Annotated in this window: 17 protein-coding genes; 8 read left to right on the top strand and 9 right to left on the bottom strand. The window is 64.4% G+C overall.

Features of this window, described 5'->3' with window-relative positions; translation table 11 throughout:
• Positions 1-202: 202 nt before the first annotated feature.
• From ACQR10_RS26790 to ACQR10_RS26770, 5 genes are all read right to left on the bottom strand, one after another.
• Positions 203-568 carry a hypothetical protein gene (locus tag ACQR10_RS26790; RefSeq protein WP_315801345.1) on the bottom strand — a complete coding sequence of 122 codons (366 nt, stop codon included), beginning with the start codon at positions 566-568 and terminating at the stop codon, positions 203-205.
• A 192-nt stretch (positions 569-760) separates the two neighbouring features.
• Entirely contained in the window at positions 761-1423 is a 663-nt protein-coding gene (locus ACQR10_RS26785) for a sulfite oxidase-like oxidoreductase (protein WP_316183463.1), read from the bottom strand.
• Between the two features lie 26 nt (positions 1424-1449).
• Entirely contained in the window at positions 1450-2772 is a 1323-nt protein-coding gene (locus ACQR10_RS26780; protein ID WP_315801343.1) for an MFS transporter, read from the bottom strand.
• Positions 2773-3171: 399 nt separating this feature from the next.
• The gene (locus ACQR10_RS26775) at positions 3172-4593 is read right to left on the bottom strand and encodes an amidase (protein ID WP_316183462.1); all 1422 of its coding nucleotides are present in this window, start codon (positions 4591-4593) and stop codon (positions 3172-3174) included.
• Positions 4594-4672: 79 nt separating this feature from the next.
• Complete coding sequence (locus tag ACQR10_RS26770; protein ID WP_316183461.1) at positions 4673-5449, bottom strand: SDR family oxidoreductase; 777 nt, start codon at positions 5447-5449, stop codon at positions 4673-4675.
• 168 nt (positions 5450-5617) lie between these two features.
• Between ACQR10_RS26770 and ACQR10_RS26765 the strand changes: the two genes are divergently transcribed.
• Both ACQR10_RS26765 and ACQR10_RS26760 read left to right on the top strand, forming a co-directional pair.
• On the top strand, positions 5618-6691 hold the full coding sequence (locus ACQR10_RS26765) for a tartrate dehydrogenase (RefSeq protein WP_316218835.1): 1074 nt from the start codon (positions 5618-5620) through the stop codon (positions 6689-6691).
• Between the two features lie 405 nt (positions 6692-7096).
• On the top strand, positions 7097-7444 hold the full coding sequence (locus ACQR10_RS26760; protein WP_316218834.1) for a hypothetical protein: 348 nt from the start codon (positions 7097-7099) through the stop codon (positions 7442-7444).
• Position 7445: 1 nt separating this feature from the next.
• Here ACQR10_RS26760 and ACQR10_RS26755 read toward each other — a convergent pair whose 3' ends face one another.
• The 4 genes from ACQR10_RS26755 to ACQR10_RS26740 all read right to left on the bottom strand — a co-directional run bounded on the left by ACQR10_RS26755 (position 7446) and on the right by ACQR10_RS26740 (position 11605).
• Positions 7446-7904, bottom strand: a complete 459-nt coding sequence (locus ACQR10_RS26755; RefSeq protein ID WP_316218833.1) for an SAM-dependent methyltransferase — start codon at positions 7902-7904, stop codon at positions 7446-7448.
• A 361-nt stretch (positions 7905-8265) separates the two neighbouring features.
• Positions 8266-9177, bottom strand: coding sequence for an NAD(P)-dependent oxidoreductase (locus tag ACQR10_RS26750; protein WP_316218832.1), 912 nt, complete (start codon positions 9175-9177; stop codon positions 8266-8268).
• Between the two features lie 218 nt (positions 9178-9395).
• The gene (locus ACQR10_RS26745) at positions 9396-10646 is read right to left on the bottom strand and encodes a Zn-dependent hydrolase (protein ID WP_316218831.1); all 1251 of its coding nucleotides are present in this window, start codon (positions 10644-10646) and stop codon (positions 9396-9398) included.
• A complete protein-coding gene (locus ACQR10_RS26740) occupies positions 10643-11605 on the bottom strand; it encodes a LysR family transcriptional regulator (protein WP_316218830.1) in 963 nt (320 codons plus the stop codon). Before ACQR10_RS26740 ends, ACQR10_RS26745 begins: the two co-directional genes overlap by 4 nt.
• 113 nt (positions 11606-11718) lie before the next feature.
• Here ACQR10_RS26740 and ACQR10_RS26735 point away from each other — a divergent pair, with 113 nt between their 5' ends.
• From ACQR10_RS26735 to ACQR10_RS26710, 6 genes are all read left to right on the top strand, one after another.
• Entirely contained in the window at positions 11719-12537 is an 819-nt protein-coding gene (locus ACQR10_RS26735) for a putative hydro-lyase (RefSeq protein ID WP_316183457.1), read from the top strand.
• Between the two features lie 96 nt (positions 12538-12633).
• Positions 12634-13878, top strand: a complete 1245-nt coding sequence (locus tag ACQR10_RS26730; protein WP_316183456.1) for an ABC transporter substrate-binding protein — start codon at positions 12634-12636, stop codon at positions 13876-13878.
• Between the two features lie 155 nt (positions 13879-14033).
• Complete coding sequence (locus ACQR10_RS26725) at positions 14034-14912, top strand: branched-chain amino acid ABC transporter permease (RefSeq protein WP_316183455.1); 879 nt, start codon at positions 14034-14036, stop codon at positions 14910-14912.
• Positions 14912-15919: a branched-chain amino acid ABC transporter permease gene (locus ACQR10_RS26720; protein WP_434912119.1), complete on the top strand. Its 1008-nt coding sequence runs from the start codon at positions 14912-14914 to the stop codon at positions 15917-15919. Before ACQR10_RS26725 ends, ACQR10_RS26720 begins: the two co-directional genes overlap by 1 nt.
• Positions 15916-16647 carry an ABC transporter ATP-binding protein gene (locus ACQR10_RS26715; protein WP_316218829.1) on the top strand — a complete coding sequence of 244 codons (732 nt, stop codon included), beginning with the start codon at positions 15916-15918 and terminating at the stop codon, positions 16645-16647. The genes ACQR10_RS26720 and ACQR10_RS26715 overlap by 4 nt, the downstream gene beginning before the upstream one ends.
• Positions 16631-17335 (top strand): ABC transporter ATP-binding protein, encoded by a 705-nt coding sequence (locus ACQR10_RS26710; protein WP_316218828.1) that lies wholly within the window; start codon positions 16631-16633, stop codon positions 17333-17335. The genes ACQR10_RS26715 and ACQR10_RS26710 overlap by 17 nt, the downstream gene beginning before the upstream one ends.
• Positions 17336-17590 lie beyond the last annotated feature (255 nt).

Raw genomic sequence — 17590 nt, 5'->3', positions numbered from 1 at the left:
TCCTCCTCGTGTGTCTCGAACATTTGGCGATGCTCAAGATCGCAGAAGAATCCACGCCATGCGCCTTGTCCAGCCTGCCTGAACCGGACAGCCGTGGGGTTGTCCCGGCCATGACGGAGTAACTAACTAGCCAGCTCGCGCGTTGCGACGTTGGGCTGTTGCCAGCCTAGATCCGCGATCAATCTCACCAGCCCCGCCACGATCACTCGCGCTGAGGCAGCAGCTCGATCACCTGCTCACCGTTCCGGATCGCTGTCGGCAGGTCCTGCGCGACGAGATCGGCAATCCATCGGACCAGCTCGGGAAGAGCTTCGTCCTTCGCCTGCCGGCGGAGTGGGGGCAAGTCGCGCTCGTGCGCTGTGCCCACTTTGATGTTGAGACGCTCATATGGAATGTCGCCGTCCGGCGGCCGATATCGCGCATCGAACAGACGCCGGCCGTGGCTGCGAACGAGGTGGATGCGAATGCCGCCAAGATCTCGTGCGGTCAGTGCGGCCAGGATGACGCTCGGCTTGAGAAGGTACCCATAGCCCTTGGGTATTTTGCCGGTTTCTGAGGTGAACTCCATGTTGTGTCTCTGGCACGTTCGGATATCGCGGTGGCCGCGCTTCGGTGCGGAAGCGATAACATGTAGTCCGTAGGGTGGGCAAAGCGAAGCGTGCCCACCATTCTTTTCTTTTTTGCGGGGCGAGGGTGGGCACGACGCTTCGCGTCTTTGCCCACCCTACGGCTCCGTTGGCCTGGCTTGAGCGGAGCCCGATCACTCCGAATAGCGCTGCTCGGCCCAGGGATCACCGCGGTTGTGATAGCCGCGCACCTCCCAATAGCCGGGTTTGTCGGAGTCGAGAAACTCGATCGCCTTCAGCCACTTTGCGCTCTTCCAGAAATACAGATGCGGCACCACGACCCGCACCGGACCGCCATGCTCCCTGGTGAGCGGCGCGCCGGACCAGCCGTGCGCGAGCAGCGCATCCTCGGCGGCGAAATCCTCCAGCGTCAGATTGGTCGTGTAGCCGTCGTAGGAATGCAGCACGACGAAATCAGCGCCGTCGCGCGGCCGGCAGGCGGCAAGCAGGTCGCGCGTCGCAAGCCCTTCCCATCGATTGTCGTAACGCGACCAGGTCGTCACGCAGTGAATGTCGGATGTGAACTGGCGCTGCTCCTGGGCGCGGAAGGCAGTCCAGTCCCAGAACAGGGGATTTTCCACCGCGCCGTAGACGTCGAGCCGCCAGCGCTCCGATGTGACCGACGGCGTCAGGCCGAGATCGAGCACCGGCCAGTCGCGGGTCAGGTGCTGGCCCGGCGGCAGGCGCTGGTCGTCGGGCCTGATGATGCGGCCGGTCAGGAACTTGCCTTCGCGCGCCCAGCGCTCCTTGGCTCGGCTCAGCTTGCTCTCGGGCGGCAGCCCGGACTCGTCAGCCATCGGCACCCCTCGTCAGTTCGCCTTGCTCATTCGTGCCTGTGCATCGCCGACGCATGCTTGGTATCGCGCATGGTCGCATAGATGAGCAGCGACAGGAAGATCACGCTTGTGAGATAATAATAGAACCAGGTCTCGTGCCCAATGCTCTTGAAGTAGAGCGCGATCGCCGGCGCGGTGCCGCCGAACAGCGAGACGGTGATCGCGTAGGGCAGGCCGACACCGAGCGCACGGACATTGGTCGGAAACAGCTCGGCCTTCACCACCGCGTTGATCGAGGTGTAGCCCGCCGTGAAGATCCAGGCGCCGCAGATCAGCAGGAAGGCCGTGAACGGCTCCTTGGTGCCCTTCAGCACGGTCAGAATCGGGATCGTCGCCAGCGTGCCGGCGACGCCGAAGAAGATCAGCAGCGGCTTGCGGCCGATGCGATCGGAGATCGCCCCATAGAGGGGCTGCAGCACGCAGGCGAACAGCAGCGAGCCGAAGATCACCATCGTGGTCTGGTCCGCTGTCAGGCCGACCGAGAGTTTCACGAAGGTCTGCATGTAGGTGGTGAAGGTGTAGAATGCGGCGGTGCCGCCCGCGGTCAGGCCGACCACCAGCAGGAGCTCCCGCGGATATTTGAACAGCGCGGTGATCGAGCCGGAAGGGCCGACGGTCTTCTTGGCCTCGACGAACGCCTCGGTCTCGTGCAGGTTCCGCCGCATCACCGCGACGAAGATCGCGAGGCCGGCACCGATTGCGAACGGAATGCGCCAGCCCCAGGCCCGCAATTCGTCCGGGGTCAGGAACACCTTCTGCAACAGCAGGAGCACGATGATCGCGGTGAGCTGGCCGCCGATCAGCGTGACGTATTGGAAGCTCGAATAGAAGCCGCGATGCCTGGCGTCGGCGACCTCGGACAGATAGGTGGCGCTGGCACCATATTCGCCGCCGAGGCTGAGGCCCTCGATGACGCGGGCGAGCGCCAGGATGATCGGCGCGGCGATGCCGATGGTGGCATAGGTCGGCGTCACCGCAATGATCAGCGAGCCGAAGCACATGCAGAGCACCGAGACCGTCAGCGACAGCCGCCGGCCGTGGTGATCGGCGAGATAGCCGAACAGCCAGCCGCCGAGCGGGCGCATCAGGAAGGTCGCGGCGAACACGACAGCGGCGTTGAGCTGCTCGACCACCGGGTCCTTCGATGGAAAGAAGGCCGGCGCGAAATACAATGCGAACGCCGTATAGGCATAGAAATCGTACCATTCGACCAGGTTGCCGGCCGAGCCGATCAGGATCGCCTTGATGCGGCGCTCGACGTCGGCGAGCGACGTGGTCTCGGTGGCAGGCTCGATCGCCTGGTCTGTCATATCCGGTCTCCGGCAAGCGTGATTTGCGGCCCTTCTACGGCAGCCGCAGGGATTGCCAACAGACGATAACGGACATGGGTCCCATGTTCAGCGCATGGAACTCTGGGCCGATCAAAGCAGAACTGCCGCCCTCATGGTGAGGGGCGCTGCTCCGCCTCGCTGGGAGAACCATCAGGCCAAGGTTCGGGGCCTCGCCCTTCGAGACGCTCGCCTTCGGCGAGCTCCTCAGGGTGAGGGGGAAGGTCATGCCGGGAAGAGCGAACTGTGCAGGCCAGCGAGAATCTCAACCCTCATGGTGAGGAGCCCGCCGAAGGCGGGCGTCTCGAACCATGAGGCCAGCGCCCGGGCCTCACCCTTCGAGACGCCGCTGCGCGGCTCCTCAGGGCGAGGGGGAGCATTTCACCTCGGCGCGCGCGGATCGATCGGCGTGGAGCTGGCGACTCCCAGCACGTCCTCGAGCAGCTTGGCACTCGCCAGCAAACCGGCGTCGTTGCGCGGCCGCGCGATCACCTGCAACCCCACCGGCAGGCCCGACGCGGTGAAGCCGCATGGCAGCGACAGCGCCGGGCAGCAGGCGAGCGTGATCGCGTAGACGATGCCGAGCCACTGCACGTAGTTGTCGAACTTCTGTCCGGCGCATTCGGCGACGTAGCGGTTCTCGACAGGGAAGGGCGGCACGATGGTCGCCGGCGCCAGCAGCAGGTCATAGGTCTCGAAGAACTTGACGGCGCGAGCGGTCATCGCCACGCGCTGCGCTTCGGCGCGGGTGATCTGCGCGACGGTGAGCTTCAGCCCTTCCTCGATGTTCCAGATCACTTCGGGCTTGAGCAGGTCGCGCTTGGTGCGCAGCAGCTCCTGCTTGCTCATCGCGAAGTCGAGCGCGCGCAGCACATGGAAGCATTCATGCGCCTCGCTGAAATCCGGATGCGCCTCCTCGACGATGACGCCGAGCTCGGAGAAACGCTGCGCCGCCTTGCGGGTGACCGCGATCACTTCGGGGTCGACTGGCGTGATGCCGAGATCGGGCGAATAGGCGACGCGGATCGGCTTCTTGCCGGAGCGGGCCGCGGTGAGGAAGGAGGTCGCAGGCGAGGGCAGCGAGATCGGGTCGGCGGCGTGCTCGCCGCTCATCGCGTCGAGCAGCAGCGCGAGGTCCTCGACATTGCGGGCCATCGGGCCCTGGACGCCGAGATTGCGGTCGATGGCGACGGCCGGCGTATGCGCGACGCGGCCGAAGCTCGGGCGCAGGCCGACGATGCCGCAGAAGCTCGCGGGGTTGCGCAGCGAGCCGCCCATGTCCGAGCCGTGCGCCAGCCACGCCATGCCGGTCGCAAGCGCAACCGCTGCGCCGCCCGACGAGCCGGCGGCCGAGCGCGACGTATCCCAGGGATTGCGCGTCGCACCGAACACCTCGTTGAAGGTGTTGGCGCCGGCGCCGAACTCCGGCGTGTTCGACTTGGCGTAGATCACGCCGCCATTGGCTTCGAGATGCTCGACCAGGAGATCGGAGTGTTCCGGAATCCGGTCCTTGAAGATCGGCGAGCCCTGCGTGGTCAGTACGCCCTGGACGTCGGTGAGATCCTTGATCGGCACGGGCATGCCGGCGAGCAGGCCGCGTTCAGAGGCCTTCTTCTGCATCAGCGCCTTGGCGTGATCGCGCGCGCGATCGAAGCACAGCGTCGGCAGCGCATTCACCTTGCCGTCGACGGCCGTGATGCGCGCTTCCAATGCATCGAGGCAATCGAGCGGGGTGACCTCGCCGGCCTTCAACTTGTCGACGACGGCGCAGGCGGTCTCGCGGATCAATCCCTGGTCGGCCAAAGCTTGGTTCTCCTGATTGGAAGCATCCCGGCGCTGTGTCGTAGACCATGTTTCGCCGGACGTGGAAAGGTCGCCGCGATCAACCCCACCCTGCACTGATGCCGCCATCGACGGTATAGATCACGCCCGACGTATAGCCGGCGCGGTCGGAGGCCAGGAACGCCATCAGGTCGGCGATCTCTCGTGGATGCGCGGGACGCCCGAGCGGCAGGCCTTTCTGGAATTCCGTGTAGCGGCTCTCGTCGCCGAACTGCTGCTTGGCGCGGGTCTTCAGCAAAGTGACGTGGCGGTCGGTGCCGACCGGGCCCGGATTGATGCCGACCACGCGGATATTGTCGGCGAGGCTCTTGGAGCCGAGCGCGCGGGTGAAGGCCATCAGCGCGGCGTTGCCGGCGCTGCCGCAGATGTAGTTGAAGTCGAACTTCTCGCCGGCCGCGCCGATGTCGTTGATGATGACGCCCGCGCCGCGCGCCTTCATGTCAGCATAGACAAGGCGCGTCAGGTTGATGAAGCCGAACACCTTGAGGTCCCAGGCGTGCCGCCACGTCGCCTCGTCGAGCTTGTCGATCGGCCCGCCCGGAATGTCGCCGGCATTGTTGACGAGGATGTCGATGTCCGCGGCCTCCTGAGCGAGCCGCGTGACATCCTCGGATTTGCGCAGGTCGACCACATGCGCGGCCGCATCGATCTGGTGCTTCGAGCGGAGCTGCTCGGCCAGCGCCGACAGCCGGTCGGCGCTGCGCGCCGCGAGCCGGACGTGGCAGCCTTCCTCGGCGAACGCTTCGGCCGCCGCGGCGCCGATGCCCTTGGAGGCGCCGGTGATGAGAACGCGCTTGCCGCGCAGGTGAAGATCCATGGACACTCTCGCTGAAGGGGAGGAGACCGGATTGTCTTGTGCGATTGTCTTGCGCGTCAGCCATGCGGTCAATCTTGCACCGCAGCGTTGCGCTTCCCCGTCGTTTGGTCCATTCAGGCGATCGACGATTTCAGCCGGAACACGGCGCAACACGCAAGGATCCGCTCGATGAGCAAGAAGCCCTATCGCATCGCAGTCATTCCCGGCGACGGCATCGGCAAGGAGGTCATGCCCGAGGGCATTCGCGTGATCGAGGCGGCCGCCAAGAAGCACGGCGTCGCGGTGCAGTTCGATCATTTCGACTTCTCGAGCTACGACTATTACGAGAAGCACGGCCAGATGATGCCGGACGACTGGAAGACGCAGATCGGCAGCCATGACGCGATCTATTTCGGTGCCGTCGGCTGGCCGGCCAAGATCGCCGACCACGTCTCGCTGTGGGGCTCGCTGATCAAGTTCCGCCGCGAGTTCGATCAGTATGTGAATCTGCGTCCCGTACGTCTGATGCCCGGCGTGCCGTCGCCGCTGGCGGGACGCAAGCCGGGCGACATCGATTTCTGGGTGGTGCGCGAGAACACCGAAGGCGAGTATTCGTCGGTCGGCGGCCGCATGTTTCCTGACACTGACCGCGAGTTCGTCACGCAGCAGACGGTGATGACCCGCACCGGCGTCGACCGCATCCTCAAATTCGCTTTCGAGCTGGCGCAGTCGCGGCCGAAGAAGCACCTGACCTCGGCCACCAAGTCGAACGGCATCTCGATCACGATGCCGTATTGGGACGAGCGCGTCGAGGCGATGGCCAAGAACTATCCGGGCGTGAAGTGGGACAAGTACCACATCGACATCCTCACCGCGAATTTCGTGCTGCATCCGGACTGGTTCGACGTCGTCGTCGGCTCCAACCTGTTCGGCGACATCCTGTCGGACCTCGGCCCGGCCTGCACCGGCACCATCGGCATCGCGCCGTCGGGCAACATCAATCCGGAACGCAATTTCCCGTCGGTGTTCGAGCCGGTGCACGGCTCGGCGCCTGATATCGCGGGGCAGGGGATCGCCAATCCGATCGGCATGATCTGGTCGGGCGCGATGATGCTGGAGCATCTCGGCGAGAAGACCGCGGCGCAGTCGATCGTCGGCGCGATCGAGCGGACGCTGGCTGAGCGGACGCTGCGGACGCGGGATCTGGGTGGCAACGCGGATACGGTCGCGTGCGGCAAGGCTGTGGCCGAGATGGTGGATTAGTCGCGATCATTGGCTCAGCGCTCGGTGCCGCCTCTCTCACAACGGGGCCCGCAATGGGAGAGGATGCACCGAGCAAGTCCTGCTATTTCTCCGCCGGAGGAAGTGCTCCCAAGCCGATGGGAGTCAGTCCTCGCCCGCTTCCGGCGTACGGAATGCCGAGCGCGCCGAGAGCGCAACGTTCGGACACGCCGTCAGCACGTGATCGGCCGGCCGCGGCTCCGGGTGTTGAAGACGTCGAGATCGGCGGCGTGAGCAGATGCGGTACGAGCGCAGGAAGCCCATCAGTCGGTCGACCCATGATATTCTTCAATGTCTCAAGCTTAGTACCACACTCGCCGCGGCGAGACGTGACTCGACTCTTGGTCGTATTTTGTGATCTACTCTCCCAAATTTAGGGAGAGTCAGATGTCTTGGAACAAAGGAAAGGCTAGCGGTTACACTTTAGTAGCGTCCGATGCGCCTATTATTCTTGGTATGGTAGCTCGGGACGACCGCGATCATGATATCGCAGCTTGGTTCGGTGTGAACCAAGGTCGAATTGCTGAGGTGAAGGACGGCAGCAAGTTCGGAACGCCTGCTGCAGCTCACTCCTCACTGCTACCGCCCAGCGGGCCACCCGGTATCAAAGGAAGGCGTTTGCGCGCAGCTGCCGACGATGTGATGAAGGCGCTTGCAAAAGGTCCAAGTGGACTGACTGAGGCGAAGGACCTCCTCCAGGGTGCGATTGATGCCTATGACACCAACGAAGCATGATTTAGCGTTTTGCTGGACCATAGTCTGAAATACGTTCCAAGTCCTTTCTACACGGCGGAACCCACATAAGACGTGGTTGGCCTTTCGCCTGTTTTTCCCAAACAAGCCATGCATACCCGGTCGCGGTCGTCGCCTTCATGTCTAATCGTCCTCGCACCATGGGCACCCGCTCTACAAATTGAGCGAACTTTGTCGGAGGAGCTTCCCGGAAGATCCCCTGATAACGACCAACGCTTTCAAGGAACACGGTGCGAGCTAAGATCGCTACGCCCTTTCGGGCGACGGACAAACCTGTCCGAACGAATTCTTCGGCGAGCCTAAAAGGCGGATTTGTGATTACCCAATCGAAGCTGTTAGGTTCATAAGGGTGCTCGATGAAGTCACGGACATCGCCATATCCATAAACGAAGGCGTCAGAGCTATGAACTTGCCCGAAATATTCTTTTAGAACCTTGGCCATGTGTCCGGCGCCGCAGGCCGGCTCAAGACAGGTAAGATGCGCGAGCGTTTTTGTTTGGCCGATAATATGCTCAAGAAGTCCCCTTGTAGCCCATGGAGGCGTAGGGAAGTCATCGGGGCTGTCTTTCGGTTCTACGCGCTGAGCCATTACGGCGTGAGACGTGTTTTGCATTTTCTTCCCCGAATCACTTCTGCAAGCTTCGGTTGTGTATGGTTAATGAGATCTTAATAGGGCGACACTTGCAACTATGCAGAGATAATCGAGTGTCGCGTACATCAGCTGCTGATGCTTGAGGCCCTAAGCTCCTCCTCTTCTTGCCTCGGAGCTAGCTTCGTGTCGGAGTAGGCCAAGATGGAATGCGTCACTGGCGAGCCACCCTTCGGCAATGCTCCCAGGCGGCGTGGATCAGGTTCTCGCTCGCTTCCGGCGTGCGGAAGGCCGAGTGCGCCGACAGCGTCACGTTGGGAATCGTCGTCAGCACGTGACCGGCCGGCAGCGGCTCGGTGGTGAAGACGTCCAGGCCAGCATGGCGGATGTGGCCGGAGCGCAGCGCGTCGATCATCGCGGTCTCGTCGACGATTGCCGCGCGGGCGGTGTTGACGAAGATCACGCCGGGGCGCATCTGCGCGATGCGCTCGCGCGACAGGAAGCCGCGGGTCTCGTCGTTGAGCAGGAGATGTAGCGAGACGACGTGGCTGTTCTGGAGCAGCGTCTCGAGTTCGACGAACTCCACACCGGGATGGCTCTTCGGCGAGCGGTTCCAGGCGATCACCTTCATGCCGCTGCCCGAAGCGATGCGCGCGACTTCCGCGGCGATGCCGCCGAAGCCGATCAGGCCCAGCGTCTTGCCGGTGAGCTGCATGCCGTCGTCACGTAGCCAGTTGCCGGCGCGCATCTCGCGGTCCATCTGTGCGATGCCGCGGGCAGAGGCCCACATCAGCGCGATGGCGGCTTCGGCAACCGCGGTGTCGCCGTAGCCCTTGATCAGATGCACGGTGATGCCGAGCTCCGCGAGCTCCTCCGGGTTCATGTAGCTGCGTGCGCCGGTGCCCAGGAAGACGACGTGCTTGAGCCCCTTGCATTGCCTCGCGACGTCGGTCGGCAGCGCGGTGTGATCGACCACGCCGATCTCGGCGCCGTCGAGGATCGCCGGCCAGTCCTCCGGCTTGATGTCGGGGTCGAGATGCACGCGCATCTCGGGATCGCCGGATTTGCGCTGCCGCTCGAAGATCTCGGCAAGCGAGTCGTTGGCGTCGATGAAAACTCCGCGCACGGATACCTCCTGACGAGCCCCGATGAGACAAGATGGGGCAGGGCAACTCAATGTGGTTCAACTTGAAGCATCTCGGGCCTCATGGTTCGAGACGCGCCTTCGGCGCTCCTCACCATGAGGGGAAGCAGCGACATCGAAGACTCTCGCCTCATCCTGAGGAGCCGCGCAGCGGCGTCTCGAAGGATGAGGCCCCAAAAAAGCCCGCGAGCATCAACCCACTACGACGCCACGCCGGCGAGCGACAGCACCGTGTGCAGCAGCACGTTCGCGCCAGCGGCGCAGTCGGATTGGGTGGCGTCCTCGAGCTCATTGTGGCTGATGCCGTCCTTGCAGGGCACGAAGACCATCGCTGCCGGCATGATGGTGTTGAGGTTGCAGGCGTCGTGGCCGGCGCCGGAGGTGATGCGGCGGTGCGCGTAGCCGAGCGTGCCGGCGGCGCGCTCGACGGCGTCGACCAGCTTGGGATCGAAATGGGTCGGCGGCTTGCGCCAGACCTGGTCGATCGCGATCTCGACCTTGCGCTTCTTCGAAATCTCGCCCGCAGCCGCGCGCAGGCTGGCATCGAGTGCCTCCAAGGTGTCGGCATTGGCGCTGCGGCAATCGATGGTGAAGGCGATCTCGCCGGGGATGACGTTGCGCGAGGGATTGGCGATGACGGCCTCGCCGATGGTGGCGACCGCGTTCGGCCCGAGCCTGATCGCGATCTGCTCCAGGGTCAGCGCGAACTCCGACAGCGCCAGCAGTGCGTCGCGGCGCAGCGGCATCGGGGTCGAGCCGGCGTGGCTCTCGAAGCCCGTGACCTTGCCGTCGTACCAGAACACGCCCTGGCCGTGATCGACCACGCCGATGGTCTTGTTCTCGGCCTCCAGGATCGGGCCCTGCTCGATATGCAGCTCGACGAAGCCGGAGAATTTCTGCGTGCCGACCTTGGCCTCGCCGCGATAGCCGATGCCGTCCAGCGCTTCGCCGACGGTCGTGCCGTCGGCATCCTTGCGCGACAAGATGTCCTCGACGGTGAAATCGCCGACATAGGCGGCGGAGGCCATCATCGCCGGCGCGAAGCGCGAGCCTTCCTCATTGGTCCAGTTGACGATGCACAGCGGCGCGTCGGTCTCGATGCCGGCGTCGTTGAGCGTGCGGATCACCTCGAGCGCGCCGAGCGTGCCCAGGATGCCGTCGAACTTGCCGCCGGTCGGCTGGGTGTCGAGATGCGAGCCGAGCCCGACCGGCGGCTTCGACATGTCGCGCCCCCGGCGTAGCGCGAACATCGAGCCGAGCGTGTCGACGTGCACGTCGAGCCCGGCGTCCTCGCACGCTTTCCGGAACCAGTCGCGGACCTGCTTGTCCTCCTGGCTCAACGTCAGCCGGCGGACGCCGCCCTTCGGTGTGGCGCCGAACTTGGCGGTCTCGTGGATGCTGTCCCAGAGGCGGGCGGAATCGATCTGCAGATTGGTGACGGCGCGGCTCATGCTTGAATTCCCTGTACTCCGGCGTCCTGTCCATCGCGCGCCGCGACGAGCGCGTCAACCGACGCCGAGGGATGGCTGGCCGTCTGCGCGGTCCGGGCTGCGAGCTCGGCGACGCGCTCGATCGCGACCATCTCGGGCGACGACAGCCAGCTCGCGGTGAAGGTCAGCGGCGGAATGCGCAGGTCCGTCTTCAGCTCCTGCAGCCGGCCGCGCTCGATCTCATTGGCCACGATCGCCGCGGGAATGACGGCGACGCCGAGACCCTCGACCGCCATGTGGATCACGGTTGCCAGCGAGGCGCTGGCGTGCAGCCGCATCGGCGGCAGATGCGGGCGGTTGAACAGCGAGCGCACATTGTCATAGGGCTGGGTGTTGCGCGGGAAGGTGATGATCGGGAAGCGCGCCATCTGCTCGGCGGTCACCACGCCCGTGCCGAAGCCGAGGGCAGGGCTCGCCAGGAAGCTGATCGGATAGTCGCACAGCACGCGGCTGCGGATGCCGGACTCGGACGGCGCGCCCAGTGCGAAGGCGAGCTCGATCTCCTGCGCCAGCAGGCGCGCGTGCAGGTTCGGCGTGACGTCGACCTCGATCTCCAGCGACAGGTTCGGATAGCTCTCGTTGACGCTCTTGATCAGCCGCGGCAGCCAGTCGTGCACGATGGTCTCGGCGACGCCGAGCCGGAGCACGCCGCGCATCGCCGAGCGGTCGCCGACCTCGGCCATCATCTCCGCGCGCAGGCCGATCAGCTTCTCGGCATAGACCAGCATCTGCCGTCCGCTGGCCGTCGGCGACGCCACGCGATGATCGCGGTTGAGCAGCTTGACGCCGAGCTCGCGCTCGAGCTGGGCGATGCGCTGGGAGATGGCCGGCTGGGTGGTGTTCAGGCGCTGCGCCGCGCCGCGGAAGCTGCCGAGCTTCACCACCCAGAGAAAGGTCTCGATGGAACGGAAATCCAACATCGCGCCCCGCTCGGATCAATTTGTTTTATCGATCCTGATTAAAAACGAAGATTAGACTTTATAGCATGGCTGATGTTCAGTGAGTTTGTCGAGATATTAGGCAAGTGGCACAAATGACTGTTTCTGCGGCACTGCAGCAATCAGCGGGCGAGACAGACCTTCTCCCGAGCCATCAGGCCCGCCTGGACTATCGCACCGGCAAGGGCTGGAGCACCGCCGGCGTCGCCAATGGCTTCGTGCAGGGCAATCTGGCGATCCTGCCCGAGCAGTACGCCGGCGCCTTCCACCGGTTCTGCCAGCTCAATCCGAAGCCGTGCCCGATCATCGGCATGTCCGATCCGGGCAATCCTCATATTCCGGCACTCGGGGCCGATCTCGACATCCGCACCGACGTGCCGCGCTACCGCGTCTGGCGCGACGGCGAGATGGTGGAGGAGCCGACCGACCTGATGTCGCATTGGCGCGACGACCTCGTCACCTTCGTGCTGGGCTGCTCGTTCTCCTTCGAGGAAGCGCTGATGGCCGACGACCTGCCGATCCGCCATATCGAGCAGGGCTGTCGCGTGCCGATGTATCGCACCAACATTGCCTGCACGCCGTCCGGGCCGTTTGCGGGACCGATGGTGGTGTCGATGCGTCCGTTCAAGCCGGCGCAGGCGATCCGCGCCGTGCAGATCACGACGCGCTTTCCGGCCGTGCACGGCGCGCCGGTGCATCTCGGTCTTCCCGAACAGATCGGCATCGCCGATATCAACAAGCCGGACTACGGCGATCCGGTGCCGGTCGGCTCAGACGAAATTCCCGTTTTCTGGGCCTGCGGGGTGACGCCGCAGGCGGTCATCGCCGCGGCCAAGCTGCCCTTCGCCATCACTCACGCGCCGGGGCTGATGCTGATCACCGATCTCAGGAACAAGGATCTCGCCGTCCTCTAATCAGGCAGCCTTTAATCAGGCAGTCTTGCTGCTTATTGAGCCTTTACCACCGATCTCAACCGCTTCATCGATGCGCTTTCATCAGAGGATCTTGCCATGACCATCACGCGCCGAAACGTCCTGCTTGGAGCCACCGCTGCCGCCGCGCTCGGCCCGATCGCCGCCCGCGCCCAGACCTCGGAAGTGAAGATCGGCGTCATCTATCCGTTCTCGGGCGCCAGCGCGCAGATCGGCGTCGACGCGCAGCGCGCGTTCGAGACGGCGGCCGAGATCATCAACGGCAAGTATGATTACGACCTGCCGCTCGCGCGCACCGAAGGGCTGCCGGGCCTCGGTGGCGCCAAGATCAAGCTGGTGTTCGCCGACCACCAGGCCGACCCGCAGAAGGGCCGCGCCGAGGCCGAGCGCCTGATCACCCAGGAGAAGGTCGCCGCCGTCATCGGCTCGTATCAGAGCGCCGTCGCGGTGACCGCGAGCCAGATCTGCGAGCGCTACCAGATCCCGTATCTCTCCGCCGACAATTCCTCGCCGAGCCTGCATCGCCGCGGCCTGAAGTATTATTTCCGCGCCGCGCCGCATGACGAGATGTTCTCGCAGGCGATGTTCGATTTCTTCGACATGATGAAGAAGAAGGGCACCAAGATCGAGACCTTGGCGCTGTTCCACGAGGACACGATCTTCGGCACCGATTCCAGCAACGCCCAGCTCAAGCTCGCCCAGGAGCGCGGCTACAAGGTCGTCGCGGACATCAAGTACCGCGCCAACTCGCCGTCGCTGTCGGCCGAGGTGCAGCAGCTGAAGGCCGCCAACGCCGACGTGCTGATGCCGTCGAGCTACACCACCGACGGCATCCTGCTGGTCAAGACCATGGCCGAGCTCGGCTACAAGCCAAATGCGATCGTGGCCCAGGACGCCGGCTTCTCGGAGAAGGCGCTGTATGACGCGGTCGGCGACAAGCTCGAGGGTGTGATCTCGCGCGGCTCGTTCTCGCTCGACCTCGCCGCCAAGCGGCCGATGGTCGGCAAGATCAACGACATGTTCAAGGCGAAGTCGGGCAAGGACTTCAACGACTACTCGTCGCGCCAGTTCATGGGCCTGATCGTGATGGCGGATGCCATCAACCGCGCCAAGTCGACCGACGGCGAGAAGATCCGCGACGCGCTCGCCGCCACCGACATGCCGGGCGAGGCGACCATCATGCCGTGGAAGCGGGTGAAGTTCGACGAGAACGGCCAGAACAACGACGCCGATCCGGTGCTGCTGCAATATGTCGGCGGCAAGTTCGTCACCATTTTCCCGGCCCAGGCCGCCGTGGCGGAAGCCAGCTGGCCGATGAAGTAACGAAAACCGGCCCGCCGGGCCGGGTGTTCGTGAGATCGTGGCGGAGCATCGGTCATGCTTCGTCATTGCGAGGAGCGCAGCGACGAAGCAATCCAGGGGCCTCAAGTCAGGTCTGGATTGCTTCGCTTCGCTCGCAATGACGGGGAGCAAGTAAAGTGACAGCAGAAACAATCATCCAAAGTCTCGCCAGCGGCCTGTTGATGGGCCTGCTCTATGGCCTGATCGCCGTGGGGCTGGCGCTCATCTTCGGCCTGATGGACGTCGTGAATTTCGCGCATGGCGAGTTCCTGATGATCGCGATGTATGCGAGCTTCTTCCTGTTCGCCTATTTCGCGCTCGATCCGCTGCTGGCGGCGCCGCTGGTCGCAGCCGCCCTGTTCGTGTTCGGGGCGGTGGTCTATCTGCTGATCGTCAGATTTGCGGTCAGGGCCAAGGCCAATACCGGCATGGTGCAGATCTTCTCCACCTTCGGTCTCGCCGTCCTGATGCGCGGCGTCGCGCAGTATTTCTTCACCCCGGACTATCGCAGCATTCCGCACTCATGGCTGGGCGGCAAGACGATCTCGATCGCCGGCATCTACCTTCCGCAGCCGCAGCTGGTCGGTGCTCTCATTGCGATCGCGGCCTTCGCCGGCCTGTATTTCTTCATCCACCGCACCGATTTCGGCCGCGCGCTTGAGGCGACGCGTGAGGATGCCGGTGCGGTGGCGCTGGTCGGCATCGACAAGAACAAGGTGTTCGCGCTCGGTTGGGGTCTTGGTGCGGCGCTGGTCGGACTCGCCGGTGCGGTCATGTCGATCTTCTTCTATGTGTTCCCCGACGTCGGCGCGTCGTTTGCGACCATCGCCTATGTCACGGTGGCGCTCGGCGGCTTCGGCAGCGTGTTCGGCGCGTTCGCCGGCGGCATCGTGGTCGGTCTCGTCGAGGCCACCACCACCTTGATCATGCCGCCGTCGCTGAAGACGGTCGGCATCTACGGTGTCTATCTCCTCGTCGTCTTCATTCGCCCGCGCGGCCTGTTCGGATCGATCTGATGGACAAGGTATTCATTCAACGCCGGCGGCGCGACCTGATCGTCGCGGCATGCCTGGCACTGCTCGCGACCCAGGTGCCGCGCTATGTCACCGATGTGTACATCCAGAACAGGATGATCATGACCCTGATGTATGCAGCGCTGTCGCAGAGCTGGAACATCCTGTCCGGCTATTGCGGCCAGATCTCGCTTGGGCACGCGCTGTATTTCGGGCTCGGCGCCTACGTCACCGCGCTTCTGTACACCAAGTTCGGGATGCTGCCCTGGTTCGGCATGTTCGCCGGCGGGCTGCTGTCGGCGGTCATCGCGATGGCCCTCGGCTATCCCTGCTTCCGACTGGGCGGACACTATTTCGTCATTGCCACCATCGTGATCGCGGAGATTGCGCTCGTGCTGTTCCAGAACTGGGAATGGGCGGGAGCAGCGCTCGGCATCACGATCCCGCTGTCGAAGCAGGATAGCTGGCTGACCCTTCAATTCGCCAAGGACAAGCTGCCTTACTTCTACTTCGCGCTCGCTCTGGCCTGCGTCGCCTGGTTCGTGACCTGGTGGCTGGAGGACTCAAAGTGGGGCTATTGGTGGCGGGCCGTGAAGGACAATCCGGTCGCGGCCGAGAGCTTGGGCGTTGTCGTGTTCAATTCCAAGATGGGCGCGGCGGCCGTGTCGGCGTTTCTCGTCGCCGTCGGCGGCGGCTTCTATGCGATGTACGTCACCTACATCGATCCCGAGAGCGTGATGGGCTTCCAGTTCTCGCTGCTGATGGCGCTGCCCGCCGTGCTCGGCGGCATCGGGACCCTCTGGGGCCCGATGCTCGGCGCCGTCATCCTGATCCCGCTGACCGAGCTGACGCGCTCCTATATCGGCGGCTCCGGCCGCGGCGTCGACCTGATCGTCTATGGCGGCCTGATCATCGCGATCTCGCTCGCCCGGCCGCAAGGACTCGTCAGCCTGTTCTCCCGTAAGCCGAAGCGGGGTGCCCAGCCGGTCAGAGAGGCGGTGGCGTCATGACCGCGCTGTTGGAAACCCGCAACATCACCCAGCGCTTCTCGGGACTGACCGCCAATTCGGAAGTCTCGATCTCGGTCGGGCGCGGCGAGATCGTCGGCCTGATCGGGCCGAACGGCGCCGGCAAGTCGACCTTGTTCAACCTGATCGCCGGTGCATTCAAGCCGACTGAAGGCCAGATCATCTTCGACGGCGAGGACGTCACGGCGCTGCCCGCGGCAGAGCGCTGCCAGCGCGGCATTGGCCGCACCTTCCAGGTCGTGAAGAGTTTTGAGAGCATGACGGTGATCGAGAACGTCATCGTCGGCTCCCTGGTGCGCACCACCAATATGCGCGACGCCCGCCGCAAGGCGCATGAGGTGCTGGCGTTCTGCGGGCTCGATGCGCGCGCCGACGTGCTCGCCAGCGACCTCGTGCCCTCGGAGAAGCGGCGGTTGGAGGTGGCACGCGCGCTCGCGACCGAGCCGAAGCTGCTGCTACTGGACGAGGTGCTGACCGGCCTGACGCCGGTCGAATCCCAGAAGGGCGTCGAGCTCGTGCGCCGCGTGCGCGACACCGGCATCACCGTGCTGATGGTCGAGCATGTCATGGAGATCGTGATGCCGCTGGTCGACCGCGCCATCGTGCTCGACCTCGGCAAGGTGCTGATCGAAGGCAAGCCCAAGGACGTCGTCCGCGATCCCAAAGTCATTTCCGCCTATCTTGGAGACCGCCATGCTGTCGGTGCGTGACGTCACCACCGCCTATCAGGGCCTGGTTGCGATCTCGAATGTCTCGATCGACGTCGAGAAGGGCGAGATCGTCTGCGTCGCCGGCGCCAATGGCGCGGGCAAGTCGACCTTGTTGAAATCCATCGCCGGCGCCGAGCGGCCGCGCGCGGGAAGCGTGACCTTCGACGGCAACCGCATCGACGGCATGGCGCAGCATCTGATCACGGCACGCGGCATCGCCTATGTGCCGGAGAACCGCCGGCTGTTCCCGCGGCTCTCGGTGCGCGACAATCTTCGGCTGGGCAGCTATCTCTATCGCAGCGAAGCCAACCGCGAGGAGCCGCTCGACTTAGTGTTCACACTGTTTCCGCGGCTCTCCGAGCGGCTCGAGCAGCGCGCCGAGACCCTGTCCGGCGGCGAGCAGCAGATGCTGGCGATCGGCCGCGCGCTGATGACCCGGCCGCGGCTCCTGATGCTCGACGAGCCGTCGCAGGGCATCATGCCGAAGCTGGTCGACGAGATCTTCCAGGCCGTCAAGCGCATCCGCGACGCCGGCATGACGGTGCTCATCGTCGAGCAGCGCATGGCGGAATGCCTGGAGATCGCAGATCGGGCCTACATCCTGCAGACGGGTCGCGTGCTGATGCAGGGGACATCAGCGGAGATCAGCGGCAACAAGGATGTGCGGAAGGCGTATCTGGGGCTTTGAGGCAATGACCTCGTAGGGTGGGCAAAGCGCCGCCGTCAGGCGGCGCGTGCCCACCAGCGGTGCCGATGAGGAAAGACGGTGGGCACGGCGCGGGAGATGGCGTCGTAAATCATCGGAGACTTTGGCGCGCCTTTGCCCACCCTACGCACCGAGCAAAGTCGCGAGACGACGGCGCTGCGAGATACAGCGCCCTCGCCCCTTGTGGGAGAGGGCATGTACGGCCCATCCACGTACGCGGATGGGTGAGGGGTATCT

Source organism: Bradyrhizobium sp. HKCCYLRH2060 (assembly GCF_051168135.1).
Taxonomy (GTDB): domain Bacteria; phylum Pseudomonadota; class Alphaproteobacteria; order Rhizobiales; family Xanthobacteraceae; genus Bradyrhizobium.
Note: the sequence above shows the minus strand (reverse complement) of the source record. Positions and strands in the feature narration are given on the sequence as shown.

Excerpts from the sequence above, each read along its gene's own strand:
- ACQR10_RS26770 (WP_316183461.1), bottom strand. The coding sequence starts at position 5,449 with ATGGATCTTCACCTGCGCGGCAAGCGCGTTCTCATCACCGGCGCCTCC.
- ACQR10_RS26790 (WP_315801345.1), bottom strand. The coding sequence starts at position 568 with ATGGAGTTCACCTCAGAAACCGGCAAAATACCCAAGGGCTATGGGTAC.
- ACQR10_RS26745 (WP_316218831.1), bottom strand. The coding sequence starts at position 10,646 with ATGAGCCGCGCCGTCACCAATCTGCAGATCGATTCCGCCCGCCTCTGG.
- ACQR10_RS26760 (WP_316218834.1), top strand. The coding sequence starts at position 7,097 with ATGTCTTGGAACAAAGGAAAGGCTAGCGGTTACACTTTAGTAGCGTCC.
- ACQR10_RS26715 (WP_316218829.1), top strand. The coding sequence starts at position 15,916 with ATGACCGCGCTGTTGGAAACCCGCAACATCACCCAGCGCTTCTCGGGA.
- ACQR10_RS26785 (WP_316183463.1), bottom strand. The coding sequence starts at position 1,423 with ATGGCTGACGAGTCCGGGCTGCCGCCCGAGAGCAAGCTGAGCCGAGCC.
- ACQR10_RS26755 (WP_316218833.1), bottom strand. The coding sequence starts at position 7,904 with ATGGCCAAGGTTCTAAAAGAATATTTCGGGCAAGTTCATAGCTCTGAC.
- ACQR10_RS26740 (WP_316218830.1), bottom strand. The coding sequence starts at position 11,605 with ATGTTGGATTTCCGTTCCATCGAGACCTTTCTCTGGGTGGTGAAGCTC.
- ACQR10_RS26730 (WP_316183456.1), top strand. The coding sequence starts at position 12,634 with ATGACCATCACGCGCCGAAACGTCCTGCTTGGAGCCACCGCTGCCGCC.
- ACQR10_RS26735 (WP_316183457.1), top strand. The coding sequence starts at position 11,719 with ATGACTGTTTCTGCGGCACTGCAGCAATCAGCGGGCGAGACAGACCTT.
- ACQR10_RS26780 (WP_315801343.1), bottom strand. The coding sequence starts at position 2,772 with ATGACAGACCAGGCGATCGAGCCTGCCACCGAGACCACGTCGCTCGCC.
- ACQR10_RS26720 (WP_434912119.1), top strand. The coding sequence starts at position 14,912 with ATGGACAAGGTATTCATTCAACGCCGGCGGCGCGACCTGATCGTCGCG.
- ACQR10_RS26710 (WP_316218828.1), top strand. The coding sequence starts at position 16,631 with ATGCTGTCGGTGCGTGACGTCACCACCGCCTATCAGGGCCTGGTTGCG.
- ACQR10_RS26765 (WP_316218835.1), top strand. The coding sequence starts at position 5,618 with ATGAGCAAGAAGCCCTATCGCATCGCAGTCATTCCCGGCGACGGCATC.